Genomic DNA, 19,853 nt, shown 5'->3' with positions numbered 1-19,853 from the left:
GCAATGCCGGACGATTATCGGCCGACGGCCGACCCGATATCAACTCGCCCGATGCGCGACGCCGGCCGCGCCGTCGGACACGCGGCGGTCATCATGCGTCACACGGCAGCGATTGCACCGCATCGCCCGAACCTGCGACACTGCCGCATCGATGCCGGCCGGCACGCCACCGAGGACGCTCGCGCATGACGATCCCCCTCAAGAAGCCGATACTGCGCGGTGTCGCGCTCGTGTTCGTGGCCGCGATCGGCTATACGGGCTACATGCTGTCCCGGCTCGCGCCGATCGCGACCGGCTATGCGGCCAAGGCGCTGTGTTCCGGCGTGTTCGTATCGGGCCGTCCGGCCGCATCCGTGATCGACGTCGACATCATGGCCGGCGTCCATCCGCTGCTGAAACTGGTGCGCCCGTCGCTCGATCCCGACCATCGTCGCGCCGTGGCGACCTTCGCCGGCTTCGCCGAACGCGAAGCCGACTTCCGGCCCGGGCTCGGCTGCACGCTCGCGCTCGGGGCCACGGCCGGTGCGGCGGCGGCCACCTTGCCCGCCGCGCTGCCGGCCCTCCCCGATCCGCCGCCCGCGCAACCCGACCCGCCCGCACCGGCCACGCCGCCCGCCGGCATCGACACGCACAAGCTGCAGACCGCGCTCGACCGCGCGTTCGACGAACCCGATCCGGCGCGGCCGCGGCGCACGCGCGCGGTCGTCGTGATGTGGCGCGGCCAGGTGATCGCCGAACGCTATGCGCCCGGCTTCACGGCCGCCACGCCGCTGCCCGGCTGGTCGATGACGAAGACCGTCACGGCCGCGCTGGTCGGCACGCTGGTCGCGCGGCACAGGCTGTCGCCCGACGCGTCGGCACTGCTGCCAGAATGGCGCGGCAGCGGCGATCCGCGCGCGGCCATCACGCTCGACGAGCTGCTGCGGATGACGAGCGGCCTGCAATTCAACGAGGACTACGACGATCCGCTCTCCGACGTCGCGGTGATGCTGTTCACGCAGCCCGATACCGCGCGGTTCGCGTCGGCGAAGCCGCTTGCCGCGACGCCCGGCACGCAGTGGTCGTACTCGAGCGGCACGAGCGCGATCGTCGCGCGCGTGATGCGCGAAGCGCTGGGCGGCAGCGACGCCGACTACCTCGCGTTTCCGCGCCGCGCGCTGTTCGCGCCGCTCGGGATGCGCAGCGCGGTGTTTGAGCCCGATGCGTCCGGCACGCTCGTCAGCGCGTCGTACATGTATGCGAGCGCCCGCGACTGGGCGCGCTTCGGGCAGCTTCTGCTGCAGGACGGCGTGTGGAACGGGCAGCGGCTGCTGCCCGAAGGCTGGGTGCGCTATCTGACGCGCGCGACGCCCCAGTCACCGCGGCAGGAATTCGGCGCGCAGCTGTGGGTCAAGGTGCCGGAGCCGTTCAACGATCGCGATCCGCATGCGCGGGCGATGCCGGCCGACGCGTTTCATGCGGTCGGCCATGAAGGCCAGTTCGTCAGCGTGGTGCCGAGCCGCGAGCTGGTGGTCGTGCGGCTCGGGCTGTCGCGGCCGGAAGCCGCGTGGAATCACGAGGCGTTTCTCGCACGCGTGCTCGACGCGGTGCCGGCGCCCGGTGCGTGACGACGGGCAGGTGCGTCGGTGAATCGGTCGTGAAGCGGCGATGAAGGCAATACCACCGCTTCAAGCGCTGCCTGCGCCGCATTACGGATTCGCGCTGCCCGCGTACTGCTTGAACCCTTCGCGGGTCGCGAGCCGTTCAACGTAGCGCGACACTGCCGGCAGGTCCGGATGCTCGAACGGCGTACCGAACCACCGGTTCACCGACAGGCCGATCGGGATATCCGCGAGCGTGAACGTGTTGCCGGCCACGTACGCGCCGGTCTTTTCGAGCTGCGCATTCAGCACGCGCATGTGAGTCGTCCAGCCCGCGATCGACTGAGCGATGCCGTCCGGATCCTGGTGATCGGGCGACTTGCGCACGAGGCCGAGGAAGGCGCCGACCCACGAGCGGTTCAGGTCCGAGCCCTGCCAGTCGATCCACTGGTCGACGCGCGCACGCGCCTGCGGCTCGGCCGGATACAGCGCGTCGCCGCCGTAGCGGTTCGCGAGGTAGCGGATGATCGTGTTCGATTCCCAGAGCACGAAGTCGTCGTCCTTGATGACGGGCACGAGCGCGTTCGGATTCAGCGCGAGATAGGCCGGGTCGTGGGTCGTGCGAAAGCCCGCGCCCCAGTCTTCCTGTTCGAACGGCAGGTTCAGTTCGGTGCACAGCCACAGCACCTTGCGGACGTTGATGGACGGAATCTTGCCGAGGACTTGCAGCATGCAGGCTCCTTGTGAGGTCGGGTGCGAACGTTCGGCGCGCACGGCACGCGCCGAACGCGGTCACGCCGAAGTTATACACGACCTCGCGGGAAACGGCAGGCCGCTTCCGCACGACGGCGACGGGCTCACATCGGCTTGACCACCATCAGGAAGTAGACGGTCAGCATCGCGAAGAACGCCGGATAACCGAGCCGTTCCCAGCGCTTCGCATAGCGCCAGTAGCGCTCGGGCAACGCGGCGTCGCCGTTGGCGTGCGCGAGCTTCGCCATCGCCGCCAGTTCGAGCTGCAACCACACGACCGGCAGCCAGCACGCGCCGGCGACCGCGTACAGCACGATCGACGCGAGCAGCCACGGCGTATGCCACGGCCACCCGGCCGTATGCGCGAGCCACAACCCGGACGCCGGCTGGAAGATCACGGCCGGCGTCGTGAACCACCAGTCCGCGCGCACCACGAGCCGCGACACGGCCGCGATCGCGGGCACCGATCGCGTGCGGTTCGCGAAGAACAGGTAGAACGCGGTGCCGAACCCCGTGCCGACCAGCAGCACCGAAGACAGGATGTGAAGCGCCTTGATGACGAGATAGGTGTTCATGCGCGTTCTTCTTCTGAAAAGAGGATCAACAGGATGGCGAGAATCGGCACGTTCTTGAGCACGGGGCCGAACGGTTCGGCCAGCAGGCCGGGCATCGTGACCGCGATGACCGCCGAGTACGCGACGATCAGCGCCGCCTGCACGGCCCACAGGCGCCGCGACGGCGCGACGACGGTCGCGATGCCGAGCGCGAAGTCCAGCGCGCTGGCGGTGTAAAGCGCGATCAGCGCGGGCAGCCCCGTCAGGTGCGCGGGCGCCAGCAGCGCGAGGCTTGCGTGCAGCGGATGGATGAAGGCGCTCGCGATCGCCGTCCAGATCCACACGATCGCGAGCGCGCCCAGCAGCAACGGACGCCGCCACATCGCGAGCGCGTCGCGGCGCAGCGCGGCGGCTTCCGCGCCGATGAACCCGCCGATGCGGCGCGGCGGCCGGCCCAGCACGGCCGCGGTGGCAGCCGGATCGCCCGTGTTGCCGCCGCGCAGCATCGTCCACGTGTCGCGCGTCAGCATCGCGCCCGGCAACGCGCCGAGCAGTACGGCCGCCGCGCCGACCAACGGGCCCGGCAGCGTCACGCGGGCCGCCGGCGGAAACCCGAGCGCAGCGCGGTAGCCGGCCAGCATCTCGCGGTATTCGACTTCGTCGCTGCCGACCACGTCGATCACGCGACGGCCCGCCGCCGACGGCGAATCGGCCGGCTCCATCACGAGCCGCGCCACGACTTCGGCGAGATCGTCGACATGCACCGGGCGCAGCCGCTGACGGCCGCCCGCCGGCAGGACGTGCACGGGCAGGCTCGCGAGCATCCGGAAAAACCGCGCCGATGCGCCGGCCGCCCCGTAGACGAGCGCCGGGCGCACGATGCGAAAGTCGATCGGCAGCGTCTGCAGGAAGTGGTCGGCCGCCTGCTTGCTCGCGAAGTACCGCGTATCGCCGCGCTCGACGCCGAACGCCGAGATCTGGATCACGCGCCGCACGCGGGCGCGGCAGCACGCGGTAAAGAGCGCGCACGGCGCGGCGCGATGCACGGCGTCGAGCGTCGCGCCGCGTCGATCCGCCAGCATGCCGACCGCGTTGATCACCACGTCGACACCCTTCAGCCGCGCGAGCCATGCTTGCGGATCGACGTCCCGCACGAAGTCCATCGCGACGTCGTGCGGGCCGGCCGCGTGACGCACGCCGCGCAGCACGCGATGCCCGCCCGCTTCGAGCTGCGCGCACAGCGCCCGCCCGATGAAGCCGTTCGCGCCGCACACGAGCACAGTCACGCCGCGTGCGCCGGAACGCTCGGGCGGGCAGGTCGACGGCAAGACTGCGTTCATGTTCGTCCTCTATTTACAGTTATTTCTGTAATGACAGAAACAACAACTCCGAAAAAAGCGGGCTGCGTGCCCGCTCTCCGTTACCGCTTACTTCGACGGCTTGCGCCTGACCGTCTGGCTGATCTTCGCACCGATGCCGAGCGCCTTCATCAGCGTATCGGGCTTGAGCCGCAGCATCTCGTCCGACCAGGTCGTCAGCGTCTCGACGAACTGCAGCGTGTCGCGGATGCGCTGTTCGGTCTCGCGGCTTTCGTTCGCGATCTCCGGGCTCGTCAGGCAATCGCGCAGCACCGTGAGCGTCGGCTCGATCTCGCGCTGCCGCCGCCCTTCGACGATCAGCTTGAACAACTCCCAGATGTCGGTCGACGTCTCGAAGTGGTCGCGGCGGTCGCCCAGCACGTGCACGACCTTCGCGAGCCGCCACGCCTGCAACTCCTTCAGGCTCGTGCTGACGTTGGAGCGCGCGACGTTGAGCGTCTCGGCGATTTCGTCCGCTGCCACCGGCCGGCCGGCCAGATAGAGCAGCGCGTGAATCTGCGAGACGGTGCGGTTGACGCCCCACCGCGAGCCCATTTCGCCCCAGTGGAGGATGAATCGTTCGGCAATCGGTGTGAGTTCCATGTCTGGAAATTTATTCATTTCAGTTATTTCTGTCAAGAGAGAAATAACCGGGCGATCGCGCGCCTTCCGGCCGCGCCCGCCCGCGATCGGCCGCTTCCTTTACAATGCGCGGGATTTTTCCGATTTCAGGCCGTCCCCGCCTTTCTGACTAGAGGTTCTCCCATGATCATCAAACCGCGCGTGCGTGGCTTCATCTGCGTGACGACTCATCCCGTCGGCTGCGAAGCCAACGTCAAGGAACAGATCGATTACGTGACTTCGCACGGCCCGATCGCCAATGGCCCGAAAAAGGTGCTCGTGATCGGCGCGTCGACCGGCTACGGCCTCGCCGCCCGGATCTCCGCCGCATTCGGCTCGGGCGCGGACACGCTCGGCGTGTTCTTCGAGCGCGCAGGCAGCGAGACGAAGCCGGGCACGGCCGGCTGGTACAACAGCGCCGCGTTCGAGAAATTCGCCGCCGAAAAGGGGCTGTATGCGCGCAGTATCAACGGCGACGCATTCTCCGACAAGGTCAAGCAGGTCACGATCGACACCATCAAGCAGGATCTCGGCAAGGTCGATCTGGTCGTCTACAGCCTCGCCGCCCCGCGCCGCACGCATCCGAAGACGGGCGAAACGATCAGCTCGACGCTCAAGCCGGTCGGCAAGGCCGTCACGTTCCGCGGCCTCGACACCGACAAGGAAGTGATCCGCGAAGTGTCGCTCGAGCCGGCGACGCAGGAAGAGATCGACGGCACCGTCGCGGTGATGGGCGGCGAGGACTGGCAGATGTGGATCGACGCGCTGGCCGAAGCCGGCGTGCTGGCCGACGGCGCGAAGACCACCGCGTTCACGTACCTCGGCGAGCAGATCACGCACGACATCTACTGGAACGGCTCGATCGGCGAAGCGAAGAAGGATCTCGACAAGAAGGTGCTGTCGATCCGCGACAAGCTGGCCGCGCACGGCGGCGACGCCCGCGTGTCGGTGCTGAAGGCGGTCGTCACGCAGGCCAGCTCGGCGATCCCGATGATGCCGCTGTACCTGTCACTGCTGTTCAAGGTGATGAAGGAGAAGGGCACGCACGAAGGCTGCATCGAGCAGGTGTACGGGCTCCTGAAGGACAGCCTGTACGGCGCGACGCCGCATGTCGACGAGGAAGGCCGCCTGCGCGCGGACTACAAGGAACTCGATCCGCAGGTGCAGCAGAAGGTCGTCGCGATGTGGGACACGGTCACGAACGAGAACCTGTACGAGACGACGGACTTCGCGGGCTACAAGACCGAGTTCCTGCGCCTGTTCGGCTTCGAGATCGCCGGGGTCGACTACGGCGCGGACGTGAACCCGGACGTGAAGATCCCGGGCATCATCGACACCACGGTCTGACGGCACGACCCGCCGCCGCCGCGCCCACGGCGCGGGCGGCGGGTTCGCACGACCGGCGGCGTCAACGCGGCGCCGGTTCTTCCAGATAGACGCCCGACGACAGCGTGGCCTTCACCTGCCGCGTGAACTCGTCGGTCGACACTTCCTCCGCCCCTGCCTCGATGGCGTCGTACGCCTGCCGCACGACGTCGGCCGGCGTGGCTTTCGGCACGTCGAGGCCGGCCGTCAGGTCGGTATCGATGAAGCCGGCATGCAGCCCGACGACCTGCGTGCGCTGCTCGCGCAGCGAATGGCGCAGCCCGTTGGTCAACGCCCATGCGGCCGATTTCGACACGCCGTAGCTCGACAGGATCGGCCGGTTCACCCAGCTCGCGACCGACAGGATGTTCAGGATCGCGCCGCCGCCGTGGGCCGCCAGGGTGCCCGCGAATGCGCGCGACATCGCCAGCATCCCGAACACGTTGGTCTCCAGGTGAGCGCGCAATGCGTCGGGCGCGCCCTCGTCGGTCAGGCTGCCGAGCCGCGCGATGCCGGCGTTGTTGATCAGCAGCGTGACGTCGCGCGCCGCCTCGGCCGCTGCCGCGACCGCCGCGGGGTCGGTCACGTCGAGCTTCACGGGCACGACGCCCGGCAGCGTCACGCTGGCCGGATCGCGCGCGCCCGCATAGACCTTCCGCGCGCCCCGTTCGAGCGCCTGCTTCGCGAACTCGAGCCCCAGCCCGCGGTTCGCGCCCGTGATGAACACCACTGCACCTTCGATTTTCATGATGCGTCCTTTCGCGTGATGAATCGCCCGCGCGCCGGCTCGCCGCGCGTGAGATCCGGGTAAAAACGAGACTGTCGTTGCCTGGCGAACCGTGGCGCCGCGGCCTGCCGCCGACGGCAAGCCGCCCGCGACCCACACCCCACGGCGCCAAAGACGCTGACCCGTTGCCATCCGGTGTACCCGCCGTGGCTTTGCCACGATCCGCCCAGTCGGCTACACTCAATGTCAATCTTGATCACCATTGTCTTTGCGGTGCATTGTGTTCTCGCCGCATGGTCGTGTCAATGGCGATCACCATTGTGTTTTTCAATCGACGCGATCGAACAGGAAATCAGGGAGAGATCGATGGGCGTGTCCAGACAACAGGCTGCCGAGAACCGAAGCGCGATCGTCGCGGCCGCCGAGCGGCTGTTCCGCGTGCGCGGCGTCGACGCCGTGGGGCTGACGGAACTGATGAAGGAAGCCGGCTTCACGCAGGGCGGCTTCTACAACCACTTCAAGTCGAAGGACGCGCTGGTCGCCGAAGTGATGGAAAAGGCGATGCACGACCGCGCGGATTCACCGAATGCCGGCAGTCTCGACGCGCAGGTGGCCGCGTATCTGTCGCCCGCGCATCGCGACAACGTCGAGGCCGGTTGCCCGCTGTCTGGCTTCGCGGGCGATGCGCCGCGGCTGACCGATGCGGCGCGCGCGTGCTATGCGCACGGCCTCGCAGCGTATCTCGATCGGCTGGAACGGATGGTGGCGGCCGAAGGCGCGACGCCCGCGCAGACGCGTCGCGACGCGCTCGCGGTCTTCAGCCAGATGGTCGGCGCGCTCGTGCTGTCGCGCGCGATCGCCGGCACCGATCCGGCGCTGGCCGACGAGATTCTCGACGCGGGACGGGACACGCTGGCCGGCCGACGCGGCGAATCGGCCACGTCGAGTTGAGCGTTGGCCGTGCGCGCCGCGGCGCGGCGTCCGCGTTCTTGTCGCGCTATTCGATCGCCCGCGCGGCGTCCCACAGCGGCTGCGTGCCGCGCGCCGCATTCCACGCGGCGAACCGCGTGCGCCACGATTCGAACGGCTCGGCCAGCGGATGGCGCGGATCGTCGCTGAGCGAATACGCCATCCCTTCGATCAGCCAGCGCGGTTTGGTCAGGACGGCCAGGTTGCCGAGTACTTCGGCCTGCCGGTGGTGGATCAGCTCGTGCGCGAGAAAGTACGTCTGCCAGCCGCGCGGCGCGATCACCACGCCGAAATCGCCGAGCGTCAGCGCCGCGCGTGTGCCGAGGCCGAACGCATCGGCGCACGTGCGGGTCGCGCAGAACACGACGCGCGGTGCGGCGCGGAACGCGCCGACGGTCGCCGCCGCGCGCGCGTAGCCGTCGTGATAGAGCTGCCGCGCCTCGCCGAGCCTCGCGACATCGTCCGTGCAGATGTCGGTGCTCGGGCACGACACGCCGGGGATCAGCGCGGGCGCGACGACGCGCAGCGGCTTGACGAGCGCATACGCGGCGATCGGCAGCGCGACGAGCAGGCCCGTGAGGGCGAAAGCGGCGTGGGAGCGTTTCATCGAGGCGGCGGTTTCGTGACGTGTGGTGGGCGTCTTGCTGCGTGCACGCGACTATATCGGACCGGGGGCCGCGCGCGGTGACGCTTTTCTCACAGGCCACACCCGTCACGCGACGCGCGCCCGCATCGACGACACCGGCTCCGCCACGGCACCAGCGTGCGGCGGCGCCACCCGGCAGCGAGCCACGCGGGCGCGATCGGCGCAACGACACCGGCCGCACGCATGGCGAACAACGGCGCCGGCGCGGCCGGATGCATGACGATGGCCGTTACGCGAGCTGCTTGTGGAAATACGTCGTCGCGCACGGCGCGCCGTCGGGCATCAACGCATAGTTCGGCACGACGCCGACGCGCTGCCAGCCGGCCCGCTCGTACAGCCGCTCGGCGTCGCCTCCCATCACCGTGTCGAGCACGAGCACGGTCTTGCCGGCGTCGCGCGCGGCCGCGTCGGCCGCCGCCATCAGTCGTGCGGCGACGCCCTGCCGGCGCGCATGCCGCGACACGAGCATCTTCGCGATGTCCGCGCGATGCGGCTGGTTCTCGGGCTGCGCGATCACGATCTGCACCGTGCCGACGATCCGGCCGGACGCATCCTCGGCGACGAGCAGGATGCGCTCGTCGCTCGCGACGCCCTCGGCCACACGCGTCCAGAACGCGACGGCGGTCGCCCGCTCGATCGGCAACATGAAGCTGACGGACGCGCCGCCTTCGACGCAATCGATCAGCACGTCGGCCAGCGCATCGACACAGGCCATCGCTTCGCTTGCGCCGACGCGGCGAACGGTAACGGGTTCGGTCATGCCCTCTCCGGTAGTCAGGTGGGCCGCACGCGCGGGTTCGGCATGGGCCCCAATCGGAACGAACGCGGGCCGGGCGTCGCGGCACGCGCGACGACGGCAGGCGTCCGGCAACGCGGCGCCCGACCGGCGCGCGTTACCGCCCCATCATCGTACGCGACGAAAATTGTCGTTGCACCGATGGCCACATCGCCTACACTTAGCCAAATGGATAACTTTCAACCCGGCATCAGCGACGTGTTCCATGCCCTTGCCGATCCGACGCGCTGCGCGATCGTCGGCGCGCTCGGCCAGGGCGAGCGGACCGTCTCCGCGTTGGCCGCGCCATTCGACATGGCGCTGCCGTCGTTCATGAAGCACCTCGCCGTGCTCGAGCGCAGCGGCCTCGTGGCGACCCGGAAAACCGGCCGTTCGCGCACCTGCGCGCTGGTCGGCAGCCGGCTGACCGAGGCCGAGGCATGGCTCGCCGCGCAGCGCGCGCAGTGGGAAGCGCGATCCGATCGTCTCGTCGAATTCGTCGAACGCCGTCACCAGGAGGAGCAAGATGTCAGCCAGCCACGTCGAACCCGCTGAAGCCAATGATCTCGTCATCACGCGCACGTTGCGCGCGCCGCGCCACGCGCTGTGGCGCGCATGGACCGACCCGGCACTGCTGAAGGAATGGTGGTGCCCGAAACCATGGACCACCGAGGTACGCGCGTTCGACCTGCGGCCGGGCGGCGCCTTCCATACGTTCATGCGCGGCCCCGATGGCGGCACGAGCGACAACCCCGGCTGCTTCCTCGACATCGTGCCGGAATCGCGTATCGCGTTCACGTCGATGCTCGCGGGCGGCTGGCGGCCGCAGACGCCGTGGCTCGGCTTCACGGCGATCGTCACGATGGCCGACGACGACGCGGGCAGCCGCTACGAGGCGCGCGTGATGCACCCCGACGCCGCGACGCGCGAGCGCCACGAAGCGCTCGGCTTTTTCGAGGGCTGGAACACCTGCATCACGCAGCTCGACGCCTTTGCCGCCACGCTGCGCTGAACGCCGCTTCGCGTGCGGTCATTGCATGCCGCCACGCCCGCGCCTAGGATTCCTGAAGGAAGCATGACGACACGCCGGGCGCCGGCGTGCACCGTCTCGCACGCTTCGCGGGAGGCGACATGTTGCACACGCACACGCATTCGACCCGGGTCAGCCGGCACCTGAACGCGCCGCGCGGGCGCGTCTATCGCGCGCTGCTCGACCCGCACGCGGTCGAGCAATGGAAGGTGCCCGACGGCATGACGTGCCGCGTGCACGCGTACGACACACGGGAAGGCGGCGCGCTGCGGGTGTCGCTGAGCTACGACGCGCCGTCGGCCGGCACCGGCAAGACCACCGCGCGCACCGACACCTATCACGGCCGCTTCGTCACGCTGGTGCCCGACCAGCAGATCGTCGAGATCGACGTATTCGAAACCGACGACCCGATGCTGCGCGGCGCGATGACGATCACGATCACGCTGTCCGACGAAGCGGGCGGCACGCGCGTGGACGCCGTGCACGACGGCATACCGCCCGGCGTGCCGGCCGCCGACAACGAGACCGGCTGGCAGATGGCGCTGGCGAAGCTCGCGGCGCTGGTGGAAGCCGCTTAGCGGTCGTTCATTCCGGTGACGAAAGGCGGTGCTGCGGCGCAAAACGCCGCCGCGTGCGACACTGCCCTGCAGCCGACAACCGGATCCGCCCGAGGAGACTCCCGCGATGAACGCCCCGCGCACCGCCAGCTGGTATTTCGATTTCGTTTCGCCGTTCGCCTACCTGCAACAGGAACAGTTCGACCGGTTGCCGCCCGCCGCCGCGTTCGAGCCGCGGCCGATCGTGCTCGGTGCGCTGCTCACGCACTGGGGCCAGAAAGCGCCGGCGGAGATCGCGGCCAAACGCGTGTTCACCTATCGGCATGCGCAATACCGCGCGGACAAGCTCGGCATTGCGTTCCGGATGCCGCCCGCGCACCCGTTCAATCCGATCAAGCCGCTGCGCCTCGCGATCGCGATGGGCGGCTCACGCGACGCGATCCAGCGGATCTTCCGGCATATCTGGCGCGACGGCGAGGACGTGTCGACGCCGGCAGGTTTCGCCGCGCTGTGCGAAGCCGTCGGCTTCCCGGAAGGCGTGACGGCCGTCGAAGCCCAGCCGGTCAAGGACGCGTTGCGCGTGAACACGGATCGCGCGATCGCCGACGGCGTGTTCGGCGTGCCGACCTTCGTGCTCGACGGCGACCTGTTCTGGGGCGAGGACGCGACCGACATGTTCGTCGACTGCGCGACGTCGCGCGCGTGGCTCGATTCGCCTGAAGTGCGCCGCATCAGCGCGCTGCCCGAAGGGATCCGGCGGGGCTGACGGCGTACCGCCACCCGGGCCGCGTTGCTTCAGCCGTCGCGCCCTTCGACGAGCGCCGGCACGGCCTCGCGCATCATCGCGGCGAACCGCACGAGCCGCGACGGATAGAACTGCGCATGCGGATAAGTCAGGTAGACGGGCAGCGACGCGGCCTCCCATTCGGGGGCGAGGTGCACGAGATCGCCGCGCGCGAGATCGTCGGCGAGCATCCACGATGATCCGACGCACGCGCCGACGCCCAGCAGCGCCGCGCTGCGCAGCGCATACAGGTTCGCGGTCGTGATGCGCGGGCGGATCGCGATGCGCCGCGTGTCGCCGGTGGCCGCATGCGTCAGCGCGAGCTCGTTGCGGTAGTACGTGCGCAACGCGAGCCATGGCAGCGCGGCGAGCGCGTCCGGATCGGCCGGCACGTCGGCGCCGTTCAGTATGGACGGCGCGGCGACCACGAAACGCGGCACCTTCGTCAGCCGGATCGCGACCACGCCGGGATCGGTGGGCTCGCCGACCTGGATCGCGCAATCGATGCCGCTGCCGACGAAATCGCGCACCTCGTCCTGCAGCAGCCACTCGACCGACACGCGCGGATAGTCGCGCAGGAACTGCGCGAGCGGCGCAACGAAACGTTGCTGCCCGAACGCGTGCGGCACCGCGACGCGCAGCAGCCCGTCCGGCTCCTCCTGCGCGCCGCGCAAATCGGCCTCGAACGCCGCCCAGCTCGCCAGCAGCTCCTTCGCCTGCTTGAAGCACCGCTCGCCGTCGACGGTCAGCCGCATCGTATGGGTCGTGCGTTGCAGCAGCCGCATGCCGAGCGAACTTTCCAGCGCCTGCAGCCGGCGGCTGATCGTCGGCTGCGTGGTATGCAGCTGCACGGCGGCCGCCGACAGGCTGCCGGCCTCGACTATGCGCACGAAGGTTTCCATCAGCTCGAAGCGATAGCCCGCACCGTTCACCGGCACCGTCTGAACGCGCGGAGATCCGCCAGCAGCGCGAGAGGGAGGAGATTTTTCGGTCATTCGTGGAGCGTATAACAAATGTGCGCAAGGCGGCACTACCGTCGTCCGCCGAGTACCGCCACACTCGCGTCCAACCCTTTCTTCAACCGAGGATGCACGCGATGTCCACCCCGACCAGTCTCGACGCCGCGCCCCGCGTGGCGCATGCCCCGGCCCGCCCGGCTGCCCATTCGATGCCCGATCGCCGGCTCGTGCTGCTGCTCGCGGCCGCCGCCGGCCTCGGCGTCGCCCCGCTCTACTACGCGCAGCCGATGCTCGGCGCGCTCGCGCCCGATCTCGGCGCGTCGGCGCGGGCGATCGGCTTCGTGCCGACGCTCACGCAGCTCGGCTATGCGCTCGGCATCCTGCTGCTCGCGCCGCTCGGCGACCGCTTCGACCGGCGCCGCGTGATCGTGACCAAGGCCGCCGCGCTGGTCGTCGCGCTGCTGCTGGCCGCCGTCGCGCCGTCGCTCGGCCTGCTGCTCGCGGCGAGCTTCGCGATCGGCCTCGCCGCGACGATGGCGCAGGACGTCGTGCCGGCCGCCGCGACGCTCGCTCACGACACGCATCGCGGCCGCATCGTCGGCACCGTGATGACGGGGTTGCTGCTCGGCATCCTGCTGTCGCGCGTCGTGGCCGGATTCATCGCCGAGACGGCCGGCTGGCGCGCGATGTTCGCGCTCGCGGCCGCCAGCGTCGCCGTGATCGGCGCGGTGGCCGCACGCGGGTTGCCGCGCTTCGAGCCGACCACGCGGCTGCCGTACCGTGCGCTGATCGGCTCGCTCGGCGCGCTGTGGCGCGAGCATTCGGCACTGCGCCGCGCCGCGCTCGCCCAGGGGCTGCTGGCCGTCGGGTTCAGCGCATTCTGGTCGACGCTCGCGGTGATGCTGCACGGCGCGCCGTTCCATCTCGGCAGCGCGGCAGCCGGCGCATTCGGCCTCGCGGGCGCCGCCGGCGCGCTGGCCGCGCCGATCGCCGGACGTCTGGCCGACCATCACGGCCCCGAGCGCGTCACGCGTATCGGCATAGGCATCGCGACGGTGTCGTTCGCGTCGATGGCCGCCGCGCCGCTGATGTCGCCGCATGCGCAGCTCGTGCTGCTCGCGCTCGCGACGATCGGCTTCGATCTCGGCGTGCAGGCCACGCTGATCGCGCACCAATCGATCGTCTACCGGATCGATCCCGCGTCGCGCAGCCGTCTCAACGCGGTGCTGTTCGTCGGCATGTTCATCGGGATGGCGGCGGGCGCGGCAATCGGCAGTTCGTTGCTCGCGCAACTGGGCTGGAATGCGGTGACCGCGCTGGCCGTCGTGACGTCGCTGGCCGCGCTCGCCGTGCGGGTGTGGCGCAACTGAAGCCGCGCATCGCGTCACGCCGGCGGGCAGGCCGATGAGGCTTGCCCGCTTTTTAATTTTTTGATCGGCACACGCATGACGCTGCGCCGCCCGGCAGATTTACGCCACTCCGGCACGGCAATCACTCATTCGGCGCAAGGTCCGCACCGTCCTGCCGAATTGTCCAGTTCAACAAAATATTTTTCCGGCGCGCGTGCATGGCCGCCCGCAAACGTCGGACGATTCGACCTACCGCACCACACGGCGCTCGCCCATCCGGCCCCACCACACAGCCCCGGTTTATCAGGGGAATCCCGGTATTTTTTCGCATTTTCTTCGAAATAACGGGTGACATACTTGCCCCCCGTTGCGCTCGGTGCGAGCGCGCTTTTCGATCCAGCCGGCCGCCCGTCATGCGCGGCGCGTCCGCCCGGGTCGCACAGGACATGAACGATTTCGACACCACGATCCAGATCTTCCTCACCCACGTGACGTTCGGCCCGTTGATGAATCACGCGATCCGCGTGATCGCGGGCCTCTACACGTTCAAGGGCTTCGTGCTCGTTCCCGTGCTGTGCTGGCTGTGGTTCCAGCCCGGCCCGCATCGCGAACGGCAACGCGAACTGGTCGTCGCCACCGTCGCGAGCGGGCTCGTCGCGCTCGCCGTCGGCCGCGTGCTCGCGCAGGTGCTGCCGTTCCGCGTGCGGCCGATCTACAACCCGGACCTGCACCTGCACTTCCCGTCGGCCGGACTGCGCGCGGCGACCCTGCAGACATGGAGTTCGTTTCCGAGCGATCACGCGATGCTGTGGATGGCGATCGCGACCGGCATCTTCATCATCGCGCGCCGCGTCGGCGTCGTCGCACTGCTGTATTCGGTCGTATTCATCTGCCTGCCGCGCGCGTATCTCGGCTTTCACTACCCGACCGACCTGATCGCGGGCGCCGCGATCGGCATCGCGATCGCGTGGCTGCTGACGCGCGACGCGATCCGCTCGCGCTTCGCGCCGCAGGTGCTGGAGATGATCCGGCGCTTCCCCGCGCCGGCCTATACGCTCGCGTTCCTGCTGTGCTTCGAGTTGATCACGCAGTTCGACGAACTGCTGACGCTCGCGCAGTCGGCCACGCACACGATGTAACGGGCACCCGCGCGATGCTGCCGCTGCTGCTGTCGTTCCGTCGCCCCGGCGCGCGCTGCCGGCCATGCTCGGCGGCGGCACGCCGTGCGACGGCCGCGCCCGTCAGTCGCGATCGGGTGCGCCGAGCGGAAAGAACGAACGGTACGGCCGCGCCTCGTCGACCGCGCGCGCAAACGAAGGCCGCGCGAGCAGGCGCTTGCGGTACGCGATCACGTTCGCGAACGCCGGATCGATCCGGTGCGTCCAGTCCGCGTAGAACAGGAACGGCGCCGCGCCGCAATCGGCGAGGCTGAAACGATCGCCGGCCGCCCATTCGCGATCGGCCATCGTCTTGTCGAGCCACGCGTACGACGTATCGAGCATCGCGCGCGCGTCGGCCACCCCGCGCGCATCGCGCTCGGCTTCCGGCCGCAGCGCGTCGAACACGACCTTCTGCTGCGGCGTCGCCACGTAGTTGTCGAAGAAGCGGTCCATCGTCCGCACCTCGAGCGCGGCGCGCGGATCGTCGGGCAGCAGGCGCACGGGGCCCGGATGGGCCAGGCCGAGATACTCGATGATGATCGACGCCTCGATCACCGTGCGGCCCGCGTCGACGAGCACCGGGAAGCGCTTCAGCGGCCACAGCGCGGCCAGTTCCTGCATCGGCTTCGGATCGTCGTGCGCAAGCACGCGATAGTCGAACGGCGTGCCGTTCTCGTACAGCGCGGTCAGCACCTTCTGGCAGTAGGACGAAAAGGGATGGGCGTAAAGCGTCGGCATCATCGCGGGTCTCTCAGGGTTTCGGCGCCGCGTCAGGCGGCGCCACATGATCGGATACCTGGACGACGAACGGCGCCGGGCCGTTTCGACACCGGTCCGGATTTTTTTTCGAGGGAGCCGGCCTCGGCCGCTACGACCGGCCGTCCATCACGACGCGCCCTTCGGCGCGCCAGCGCAGCATCCCGCCACCGAGATTCGCGACCGCATCGAAGCCGGCCTGCTTCAGGATCACCGTCGCCTGCGCGGAGCGCCCGCCGGCCCGGCACACGGTCACGACCGGCCGGTCCCGCGCGATTTCGCCGGCGCGCGCGGCCAGTTCGCCGAGCGGAATCGGCGTCGCGCCGGGCAGATGACCGAGCGGGCCCGTGAATTCGTCCGGCTCGCGCACGTCGACGACCTGCACGGCCGGCAGATGATCCTCGAGCCATTGCGGATCGATTTCCCAGAAGCCGGCGAACGTATAGACGAGCGGCGCCCAGCCGGGGGCGGCCTGCGCATCGGGCGCGTTCGCGGCCACGCCGCACCGCAGGTTCGCCGGCACCGCGACGTCGATCTGGCGCGGATGCGCGAGCCCGAGATTGCGCATGTAGCCGGCGAAATCGTCTTCGCTGAGATCGCCGCCGAGGCGCGGGTTGAAGCGCCGCTCCTCGCCGACGCTCGTCACCGTGAGCCCGCGATAGTCGTGCGCCGGATACAGCAGGCACGCGGCCGGCAGCGTGAAGAGCCGGCCGTGCACCGCGCGATACAGCGCGCGCGGGTCGCCCTGCTGGAAGTCGGTGCGGCCGGTGCCGCGGATCAGCAGGCAATCGCCGGTGAACGCCATCGATTCGTCGTCGAGCACGAGGCTGATGCAGCCGTTCGTGTGGCCGGGCGTCGCGCGCACGGTCAGGTAGCGCGCGCCGAACGCGCAACGGTCGCCGTCGTTCAGGTAGCGGTCGGCGCCTTGCGCGCCGCTCGCCGCCGAGATCGCGATCGCGCTGCCCGTGTGCTGCTTCAGCAGCCACGCGCCCGTCACGTGATCGGCGTGCACGTGCGTGTCGACGGTCGCGACGAGCCGCAGCCCGAGTTCGTCGAGCAGCGCCGCGTCGCGGCGCACCTGCTCGAACACGGGATCGATCAGCAGCGCTTCGCGCGATGCGCCGTCGGCGAGCAGATACGTGTACGTCGACGACTGCGGGTCGAAAAGTTGCCGGAAGATCATTGCTTTATTGCTCCGTCGCGTGTTCTTCAGTGAGGTGTAGTCGGATCGGCACACTGCATGGCGTCGTCAGGGGCCTGCGCCGGCACGACGACATCGCCGCCGCGCGAGCGGCATCGCGCACATTCATACAGCGTAGATCAAAATGCCCGCGCCGCCGCGCCCCATGCGCGGCAACCGATTCCGACGACGAATCGCGCACCGCCGAACGACGTGCCGCGCCGGGACGGCAACGCACGCTGCCTTACACTACGGCCTGTTCTCGTCCCCGATCACAGGAATTGCTCCCGACATGTCGATGACGATCGATCCGAAGCAGGCCGCCGCGCTGCTGGCCGTCGCCGACACCGGCAGCTTCGAGCAGGCGGCCGTGCGCCTGCACGTGACGGCGTCCGCCGTCACGCAGCGGGTCCGCGCGCTGGAAGCGAGCCTCGGCACGCCGCTCGTGCTGCGCACGCGGCCGTGCCGCCCGACAGTGGCCGGGCAGCGCGTGCTGCAGCATCTGCGCCGCGTCGCGCTGCTGCAGGCCGACCTCCAGAGCACGCTCGCGGCCGAGCGCGAATCGCCGATCTCCGTGACGATCGCGCTGAACGCCGACAGCCTCGGCACGTGGTTCCTGCCCGCGCTGACGTCGGTACTCGCGGGCGAGCGGATCCTGTTCGAACTGATCGTCGAGGACCAGGACCACACGTTCGCGCTGCTCGAAAGCGGGATGGCGGTCGGCTGCGTGACAACCGAGCCGAAGCCGATGCGCGGCTGCCTCGCGACGCCGCTCGGCACGATGCGCTACCGGCTGCTCGCAGCCGCCGCGTTCGCGGTGCGCTGGTTTCCACGCGGGCTGAACCGCACGAGTGCGCGCCACGCGCCCGTCGTCGCGTATTCGCGGCGCGACACGCTGCAATCGTCGTTTCTGAAGGAAAAGTTCGGGTTGCCCGAAGGCGCGTATCCATGCCACTACGTGCCGGGCACCCATTCGCACTTCGCGGCGGTACGGCACGGGCTCGGCTACGCGATGGTGCCGGAGCCACTGATCGGCACCGCGCCGCTCGATGCGCAAGGGCTCGTCGATCTCGCGCCCACGCATCCGACCGACGTCACGCTGTACTGGCACGCGTGGACCGTGCAGTCGCCGACGATGGCGTCGCTGTCCGCGCGGGTGGTCGAAGCGGCGCGCCGGCTGCTCGCGCCGTTGCCGTGACGCGCCGGCCGGCGCGCGGGCGATCGACACGGCCGGCGCGGTGCGCACTGCGGCGAGAAAAGTCGGCCGCGCCGCCTATACTTTTTCCATCGGCCTCGCGAACGCGCCGCGCGGCCGATCATCCAGGTCCGGCCGTTCCCTTTCGTGTGAGGAGAACATCATGTCCCGCCGCTATATCGATTGCCGCGAGTTTCCCAGCGCGATGCATTGCTCGGTCGCCATTTCGGCCGACTCCGACAACGAACTGCTCGAGGCCGCCGTGCAACATGCGGTCTCGGTACACCAGCACACCGACAGCGCCGAACTGCGCACGCAACTGAAATCGCTGTTCCACGACGGCACGCCGCCCGTCGACACGCCGTCGCAAGCGTAATCCGCCCGCGCGGTAACGATCGACCGCCTACATGCCGCGTCGTCCCTCGGGGTTTTGCGTCATGCCACGTCGCGCCGGCCCGTCGCCGGCCGGCGCATTCCGCTTCACGCGCGACGCTGCGCGAAATACGCGCCGACCGCGTCGATGAACGTGTCGATGTCCGCGCGCGACACGTCGCAGTGCGTGACGAAGCGGGACGCATACAGCATCTGCGTGAGGATGCCGCGTTCCTTGAGCCACGCCTCGAGCGGCGCGCAATCGGCTTCGGGGAATTGCGCGAACACCATGTTCGTCGCATGCGACAGCACCTTCACCGAATCGATGCGCGCGAGGCCGGCCGCGAGATGCGCGGCATTCGCATGATCGTCCGCGAGCCGCTCGACGTTGTGATCGAGCGCATACAGGCACGCCGCCGCGAGAATGCCCGACTGCCGCATCCCGCCGCCCAGCACCTTGCGCCAGCGCTGAGCGCGCTCGATCAGCGCACGGCTGCCGACCAGCACCGAGCCGACCGGCGCACCGAGCCCTTTCGAGAAGCAGATCGACACGGTGTCGAACGGCGCGCACAGCTCGGCGATCGGGCGCCCCGACGCGACGGCCGCGTTGCACACGCGCGCGCCGTCGAGGTGCGTCGACAAGCCCCGGCCGCGCGCGAACGCGACGGCTTCCTGCACATAGCCTTCCGGCAACACCTGGCCGCCGATCGTGTTTTCGAGCGCGAGCAGGCGCGTGCGGGCAAAGTGATTGTCGAGCGGCTTGATCGCCGCGGCGATCTTCGCGAGCGGCAGCGTGCCGTCCGGCGCGTTCTCGATCGGTTGCGGCTGGATGCTCCCGAGCACGGCCGCGCCGCCGCCTTCGTACTTGTAGGTGTGCGCGAGCTGGCCGACGATGTACTCGTCGCCGCGCTCGCAATGCGACATCAGCGCGGCCAGGTTGCTCTGCGTGCCGCTCGGGAAGAACAGGCCGGCTTCCTTGCCGGCCCGCTCGGCCGTCACCGCCTGCAGACGCAGGACGGTCGGGTCGTCGCCCCAGACGTCGTCGCCAGTTTCGGCGGCGGTCATTGCGGCCAGCATCGCCTGGCTCGGACGTGTCACGGTATCGCTGCGTAAATCGATCATCACTGTGCCCTGGGTAAACGCGAGCCGGAACCGATGCGCCC

At 69.4% G+C, this 19,853-nt stretch carries 22 protein-coding genes; 11 read left to right on the top strand and 11 right to left on the bottom strand.

Annotation, left to right across the window (positions count from 1 at the left end; genetic code table 11):
- Window positions 1-185: 185 nt before the first annotated feature.
- Window positions 186-1,607, top strand: coding sequence for a serine hydrolase domain-containing protein (locus tag C5F75_RS32390; RefSeq protein ID WP_059581893.1), 1,422 nt, complete (start codon window positions 186-188; stop codon window positions 1,605-1,607).
- An 81-nt stretch (window positions 1,608-1,688) separates the two neighbouring features.
- Here C5F75_RS32390 and C5F75_RS32385 read toward each other — a convergent pair whose 3' ends face one another.
- The 4 genes from C5F75_RS32385 to C5F75_RS32370 all read right to left on the bottom strand — a co-directional run bounded on the left by C5F75_RS32385 (window position 1,689) and on the right by C5F75_RS32370 (window position 4,848).
- The gene (locus C5F75_RS32385) at window positions 1,689-2,312 is read right to left on the bottom strand and encodes a glutathione S-transferase family protein (protein ID WP_059581890.1); all 624 of its coding nucleotides are present in this window, start codon (window positions 2,310-2,312) and stop codon (window positions 1,689-1,691) included.
- Between the two features lie 125 nt (window positions 2,313-2,437).
- Window positions 2,438-2,908 (bottom strand): DUF2269 family protein, encoded by a 471-nt coding sequence (locus C5F75_RS32380; protein ID WP_059581888.1) that lies wholly within the window; start codon window positions 2,906-2,908, stop codon window positions 2,438-2,440.
- Window positions 2,905-4,227 (bottom strand): SDR family oxidoreductase, encoded by a 1,323-nt coding sequence (locus C5F75_RS32375; RefSeq protein ID WP_060011243.1) that lies wholly within the window; start codon window positions 4,225-4,227, stop codon window positions 2,905-2,907. The genes C5F75_RS32380 and C5F75_RS32375 overlap by 4 nt, the downstream gene beginning before the upstream one ends.
- A gap of 87 nt (window positions 4,228-4,314) precedes the next feature.
- A complete protein-coding gene (locus tag C5F75_RS32370) occupies window positions 4,315-4,848 on the bottom strand; it encodes a GbsR/MarR family transcriptional regulator (protein WP_011548968.1) in 534 nt (177 codons plus the stop codon).
- A 162-nt stretch (window positions 4,849-5,010) separates the two neighbouring features.
- Here C5F75_RS32370 and fabV point away from each other — a divergent pair, with 162 nt between their 5' ends.
- Window positions 5,011-6,213: an enoyl-ACP reductase FabV gene (fabV, locus tag C5F75_RS32365; RefSeq protein ID WP_060011240.1), complete on the top strand. Its 1,203-nt coding sequence runs from the start codon at window positions 5,011-5,013 to the stop codon at window positions 6,211-6,213.
- A 61-nt stretch (window positions 6,214-6,274) separates the two neighbouring features.
- Here the strand turns inward: fabV and C5F75_RS32360 are convergent, their stop codons facing one another.
- Complete coding sequence (locus tag C5F75_RS32360) at window positions 6,275-6,979, bottom strand: SDR family oxidoreductase (RefSeq protein WP_059641434.1); 705 nt, start codon at window positions 6,977-6,979, stop codon at window positions 6,275-6,277.
- A gap of 345 nt (window positions 6,980-7,324) precedes the next feature.
- Between C5F75_RS32360 and C5F75_RS32355 the strand changes: the two genes are divergently transcribed.
- Window positions 7,325-7,909 (top strand): TetR/AcrR family transcriptional regulator, encoded by a 585-nt coding sequence (locus tag C5F75_RS32355; RefSeq protein WP_060011238.1) that lies wholly within the window; start codon window positions 7,325-7,327, stop codon window positions 7,907-7,909.
- Window positions 7,910-7,955: 46 nt separating this feature from the next.
- On the opposite strand, the gene C5F75_RS32350 is transcribed toward C5F75_RS32355, so the two are convergent.
- Window positions 7,956-8,534: a hypothetical protein gene (locus C5F75_RS32350; RefSeq protein ID WP_060011236.1), complete on the bottom strand. Its 579-nt coding sequence runs from the start codon at window positions 8,532-8,534 to the stop codon at window positions 7,956-7,958.
- A 268-nt stretch (window positions 8,535-8,802) separates the two neighbouring features.
- Window positions 8,803-9,333: a GNAT family N-acetyltransferase gene (locus C5F75_RS32345; protein WP_060011234.1), complete on the bottom strand. Its 531-nt coding sequence runs from the start codon at window positions 9,331-9,333 to the stop codon at window positions 8,803-8,805.
- 204 nt (window positions 9,334-9,537) lie between these two features.
- On the opposite strand from C5F75_RS32345, the gene C5F75_RS32340 reads away from it, so the two are divergent.
- From C5F75_RS32340 to C5F75_RS32325, 4 genes are all read left to right on the top strand, one after another.
- Entirely contained in the window at window positions 9,538-9,903 is a 366-nt protein-coding gene (locus C5F75_RS32340; protein ID WP_059581871.1) for an ArsR/SmtB family transcription factor, read from the top strand.
- Window positions 9,875-10,360 carry an SRPBCC family protein gene (locus C5F75_RS32335; RefSeq protein WP_059581869.1) on the top strand — a complete coding sequence of 162 codons (486 nt, stop codon included), beginning with the start codon at window positions 9,875-9,877 and terminating at the stop codon, window positions 10,358-10,360. Before C5F75_RS32340 ends, C5F75_RS32335 begins: the two co-directional genes overlap by 29 nt.
- Before the next feature lie 119 nt (window positions 10,361-10,479).
- Window positions 10,480-10,956, top strand: a complete 477-nt coding sequence (locus C5F75_RS32330) for an SRPBCC family protein (RefSeq protein ID WP_059581866.1) — start codon at window positions 10,480-10,482, stop codon at window positions 10,954-10,956.
- Window positions 10,957-11,062: 106 nt separating this feature from the next.
- Window positions 11,063-11,701: a 2-hydroxychromene-2-carboxylate isomerase gene (locus C5F75_RS32325; protein ID WP_059581864.1), complete on the top strand. Its 639-nt coding sequence runs from the start codon at window positions 11,063-11,065 to the stop codon at window positions 11,699-11,701.
- A 29-nt stretch (window positions 11,702-11,730) separates the two neighbouring features.
- Here C5F75_RS32325 and C5F75_RS32320 read toward each other — a convergent pair whose 3' ends face one another.
- Complete coding sequence (locus C5F75_RS32320; RefSeq protein WP_059581861.1) at window positions 11,731-12,714, bottom strand: LysR family transcriptional regulator; 984 nt, start codon at window positions 12,712-12,714, stop codon at window positions 11,731-11,733.
- Window positions 12,715-12,815: 101 nt separating this feature from the next.
- Between C5F75_RS32320 and C5F75_RS32315 the strand changes: the two genes are divergently transcribed.
- Both C5F75_RS32315 and C5F75_RS32310 read left to right on the top strand, forming a co-directional pair.
- On the top strand, window positions 12,816-14,048 hold the full coding sequence (locus tag C5F75_RS32315) for an MFS transporter (protein ID WP_060011301.1): 1,233 nt from the start codon (window positions 12,816-12,818) through the stop codon (window positions 14,046-14,048).
- 425 nt (window positions 14,049-14,473) lie between these two features.
- Complete coding sequence (locus C5F75_RS32310; RefSeq protein ID WP_059582197.1) at window positions 14,474-15,166, top strand: phosphatase PAP2 family protein; 693 nt, start codon at window positions 14,474-14,476, stop codon at window positions 15,164-15,166.
- A 102-nt stretch (window positions 15,167-15,268) separates the two neighbouring features.
- Here C5F75_RS32310 and C5F75_RS32305 read toward each other — a convergent pair whose 3' ends face one another.
- A complete protein-coding gene (locus C5F75_RS32305; RefSeq protein ID WP_059581859.1) occupies window positions 15,269-15,928 on the bottom strand; it encodes a glutathione S-transferase family protein in 660 nt (219 codons plus the stop codon).
- Between the two features lie 127 nt (window positions 15,929-16,055).
- The gene (locus C5F75_RS32300) at window positions 16,056-17,126 is read right to left on the bottom strand and encodes a rhodanese-like domain-containing protein (RefSeq protein ID WP_060011231.1); all 1,071 of its coding nucleotides are present in this window, start codon (window positions 17,124-17,126) and stop codon (window positions 16,056-16,058) included.
- 289 nt (window positions 17,127-17,415) lie between these two features.
- On the opposite strand from C5F75_RS32300, the gene C5F75_RS32295 reads away from it, so the two are divergent.
- Together C5F75_RS32295 and C5F75_RS32290 are read left to right on the top strand one after the other, a co-directional pair.
- The gene (locus C5F75_RS32295) at window positions 17,416-18,321 is read left to right on the top strand and encodes an HTH-type transcriptional regulator ArgP (protein WP_059581854.1); all 906 of its coding nucleotides are present in this window, start codon (window positions 17,416-17,418) and stop codon (window positions 18,319-18,321) included.
- A gap of 160 nt (window positions 18,322-18,481) precedes the next feature.
- Window positions 18,482-18,694 carry a DUF1059 domain-containing protein gene (locus tag C5F75_RS32290; protein WP_059581851.1) on the top strand — a complete coding sequence of 71 codons (213 nt, stop codon included), beginning with the start codon at window positions 18,482-18,484 and terminating at the stop codon, window positions 18,692-18,694.
- Window positions 18,695-18,798: 104 nt separating this feature from the next.
- Here C5F75_RS32290 and ltaE read toward each other — a convergent pair whose 3' ends face one another.
- Entirely contained in the window at window positions 18,799-19,812 is a 1,014-nt protein-coding gene (gene ltaE, locus C5F75_RS32285; RefSeq protein ID WP_059581849.1) for a low-specificity L-threonine aldolase, read from the bottom strand.
- Window positions 19,813-19,853: the final 41 nt, after the last annotated feature.

This window comes from Burkholderia anthinoferrum, assembly GCF_002925705.1.
Classification (GTDB): domain Bacteria; phylum Pseudomonadota; class Gammaproteobacteria; order Burkholderiales; family Burkholderiaceae; genus Burkholderia; species Burkholderia semiarida.
Note: the sequence above shows the minus strand (reverse complement) of the source record. Positions and strands in the feature narration are given on the sequence as shown.

Bases quoted from the DNA above. Each gene is read 5' to 3' on its own strand.
- C5F75_RS32385 (WP_059581890.1), bottom strand. From the start codon at position 2,312: ATGCTGCAAGTCCTCGGCAAGATTCCGTCCATCAACGTCCGCAAGGTG.
- C5F75_RS32325 (WP_059581864.1), top strand. From the start codon at position 11,063: ATGAACGCCCCGCGCACCGCCAGCTGGTATTTCGATTTCGTTTCGCCG.
- ltaE (WP_059581849.1), bottom strand. From the start codon at position 19,812: ATGATCGATTTACGCAGCGATACCGTGACACGTCCGAGCCAGGCGATG.
- C5F75_RS32355 (WP_060011238.1), top strand. From the start codon at position 7,325: ATGGGCGTGTCCAGACAACAGGCTGCCGAGAACCGAAGCGCGATCGTC.
- C5F75_RS32360 (WP_059641434.1), bottom strand. From the start codon at position 6,979: ATGAAAATCGAAGGTGCAGTGGTGTTCATCACGGGCGCGAACCGCGGG.
- fabV (WP_060011240.1), top strand. From the start codon at position 5,011: ATGATCATCAAACCGCGCGTGCGTGGCTTCATCTGCGTGACGACTCAT.
- C5F75_RS32305 (WP_059581859.1), bottom strand. From the start codon at position 15,928: ATGATGCCGACGCTTTACGCCCATCCCTTTTCGTCCTACTGCCAGAAG.
- C5F75_RS32320 (WP_059581861.1), bottom strand. From the start codon at position 12,714: ATGACCGAAAAATCTCCTCCCTCTCGCGCTGCTGGCGGATCTCCGCGC.
- C5F75_RS32310 (WP_059582197.1), top strand. From the start codon at position 14,474: ATGAACGATTTCGACACCACGATCCAGATCTTCCTCACCCACGTGACG.
- C5F75_RS32340 (WP_059581871.1), top strand. From the start codon at position 9,538: ATGGATAACTTTCAACCCGGCATCAGCGACGTGTTCCATGCCCTTGCC.
- C5F75_RS32375 (WP_060011243.1), bottom strand. From the start codon at position 4,227: ATGAACGCAGTCTTGCCGTCGACCTGCCCGCCCGAGCGTTCCGGCGCA.
- C5F75_RS32295 (WP_059581854.1), top strand. From the start codon at position 17,416: ATGTCGATGACGATCGATCCGAAGCAGGCCGCCGCGCTGCTGGCCGTC.
- C5F75_RS32370 (WP_011548968.1), bottom strand. From the start codon at position 4,848: ATGGAACTCACACCGATTGCCGAACGATTCATCCTCCACTGGGGCGAA.
- C5F75_RS32300 (WP_060011231.1), bottom strand. From the start codon at position 17,126: ATGATCTTCCGGCAACTTTTCGACCCGCAGTCGTCGACGTACACGTAT.
- C5F75_RS32390 (WP_059581893.1), top strand. From the start codon at position 186: ATGACGATCCCCCTCAAGAAGCCGATACTGCGCGGTGTCGCGCTCGTG.
- C5F75_RS32380 (WP_059581888.1), bottom strand. From the start codon at position 2,908: ATGAACACCTATCTCGTCATCAAGGCGCTTCACATCCTGTCTTCGGTG.
- C5F75_RS32290 (WP_059581851.1), top strand. From the start codon at position 18,482: ATGTCCCGCCGCTATATCGATTGCCGCGAGTTTCCCAGCGCGATGCAT.
- C5F75_RS32345 (WP_060011234.1), bottom strand. From the start codon at position 9,333: ATGACCGAACCCGTTACCGTTCGCCGCGTCGGCGCAAGCGAAGCGATG.
- C5F75_RS32350 (WP_060011236.1), bottom strand. From the start codon at position 8,534: ATGAAACGCTCCCACGCCGCTTTCGCCCTCACGGGCCTGCTCGTCGCG.
- C5F75_RS32315 (WP_060011301.1), top strand. From the start codon at position 12,816: ATGTCCACCCCGACCAGTCTCGACGCCGCGCCCCGCGTGGCGCATGCC.
- C5F75_RS32335 (WP_059581869.1), top strand. From the start codon at position 9,875: ATGTCAGCCAGCCACGTCGAACCCGCTGAAGCCAATGATCTCGTCATC.
- C5F75_RS32330 (WP_059581866.1), top strand. From the start codon at position 10,480: ATGTTGCACACGCACACGCATTCGACCCGGGTCAGCCGGCACCTGAAC.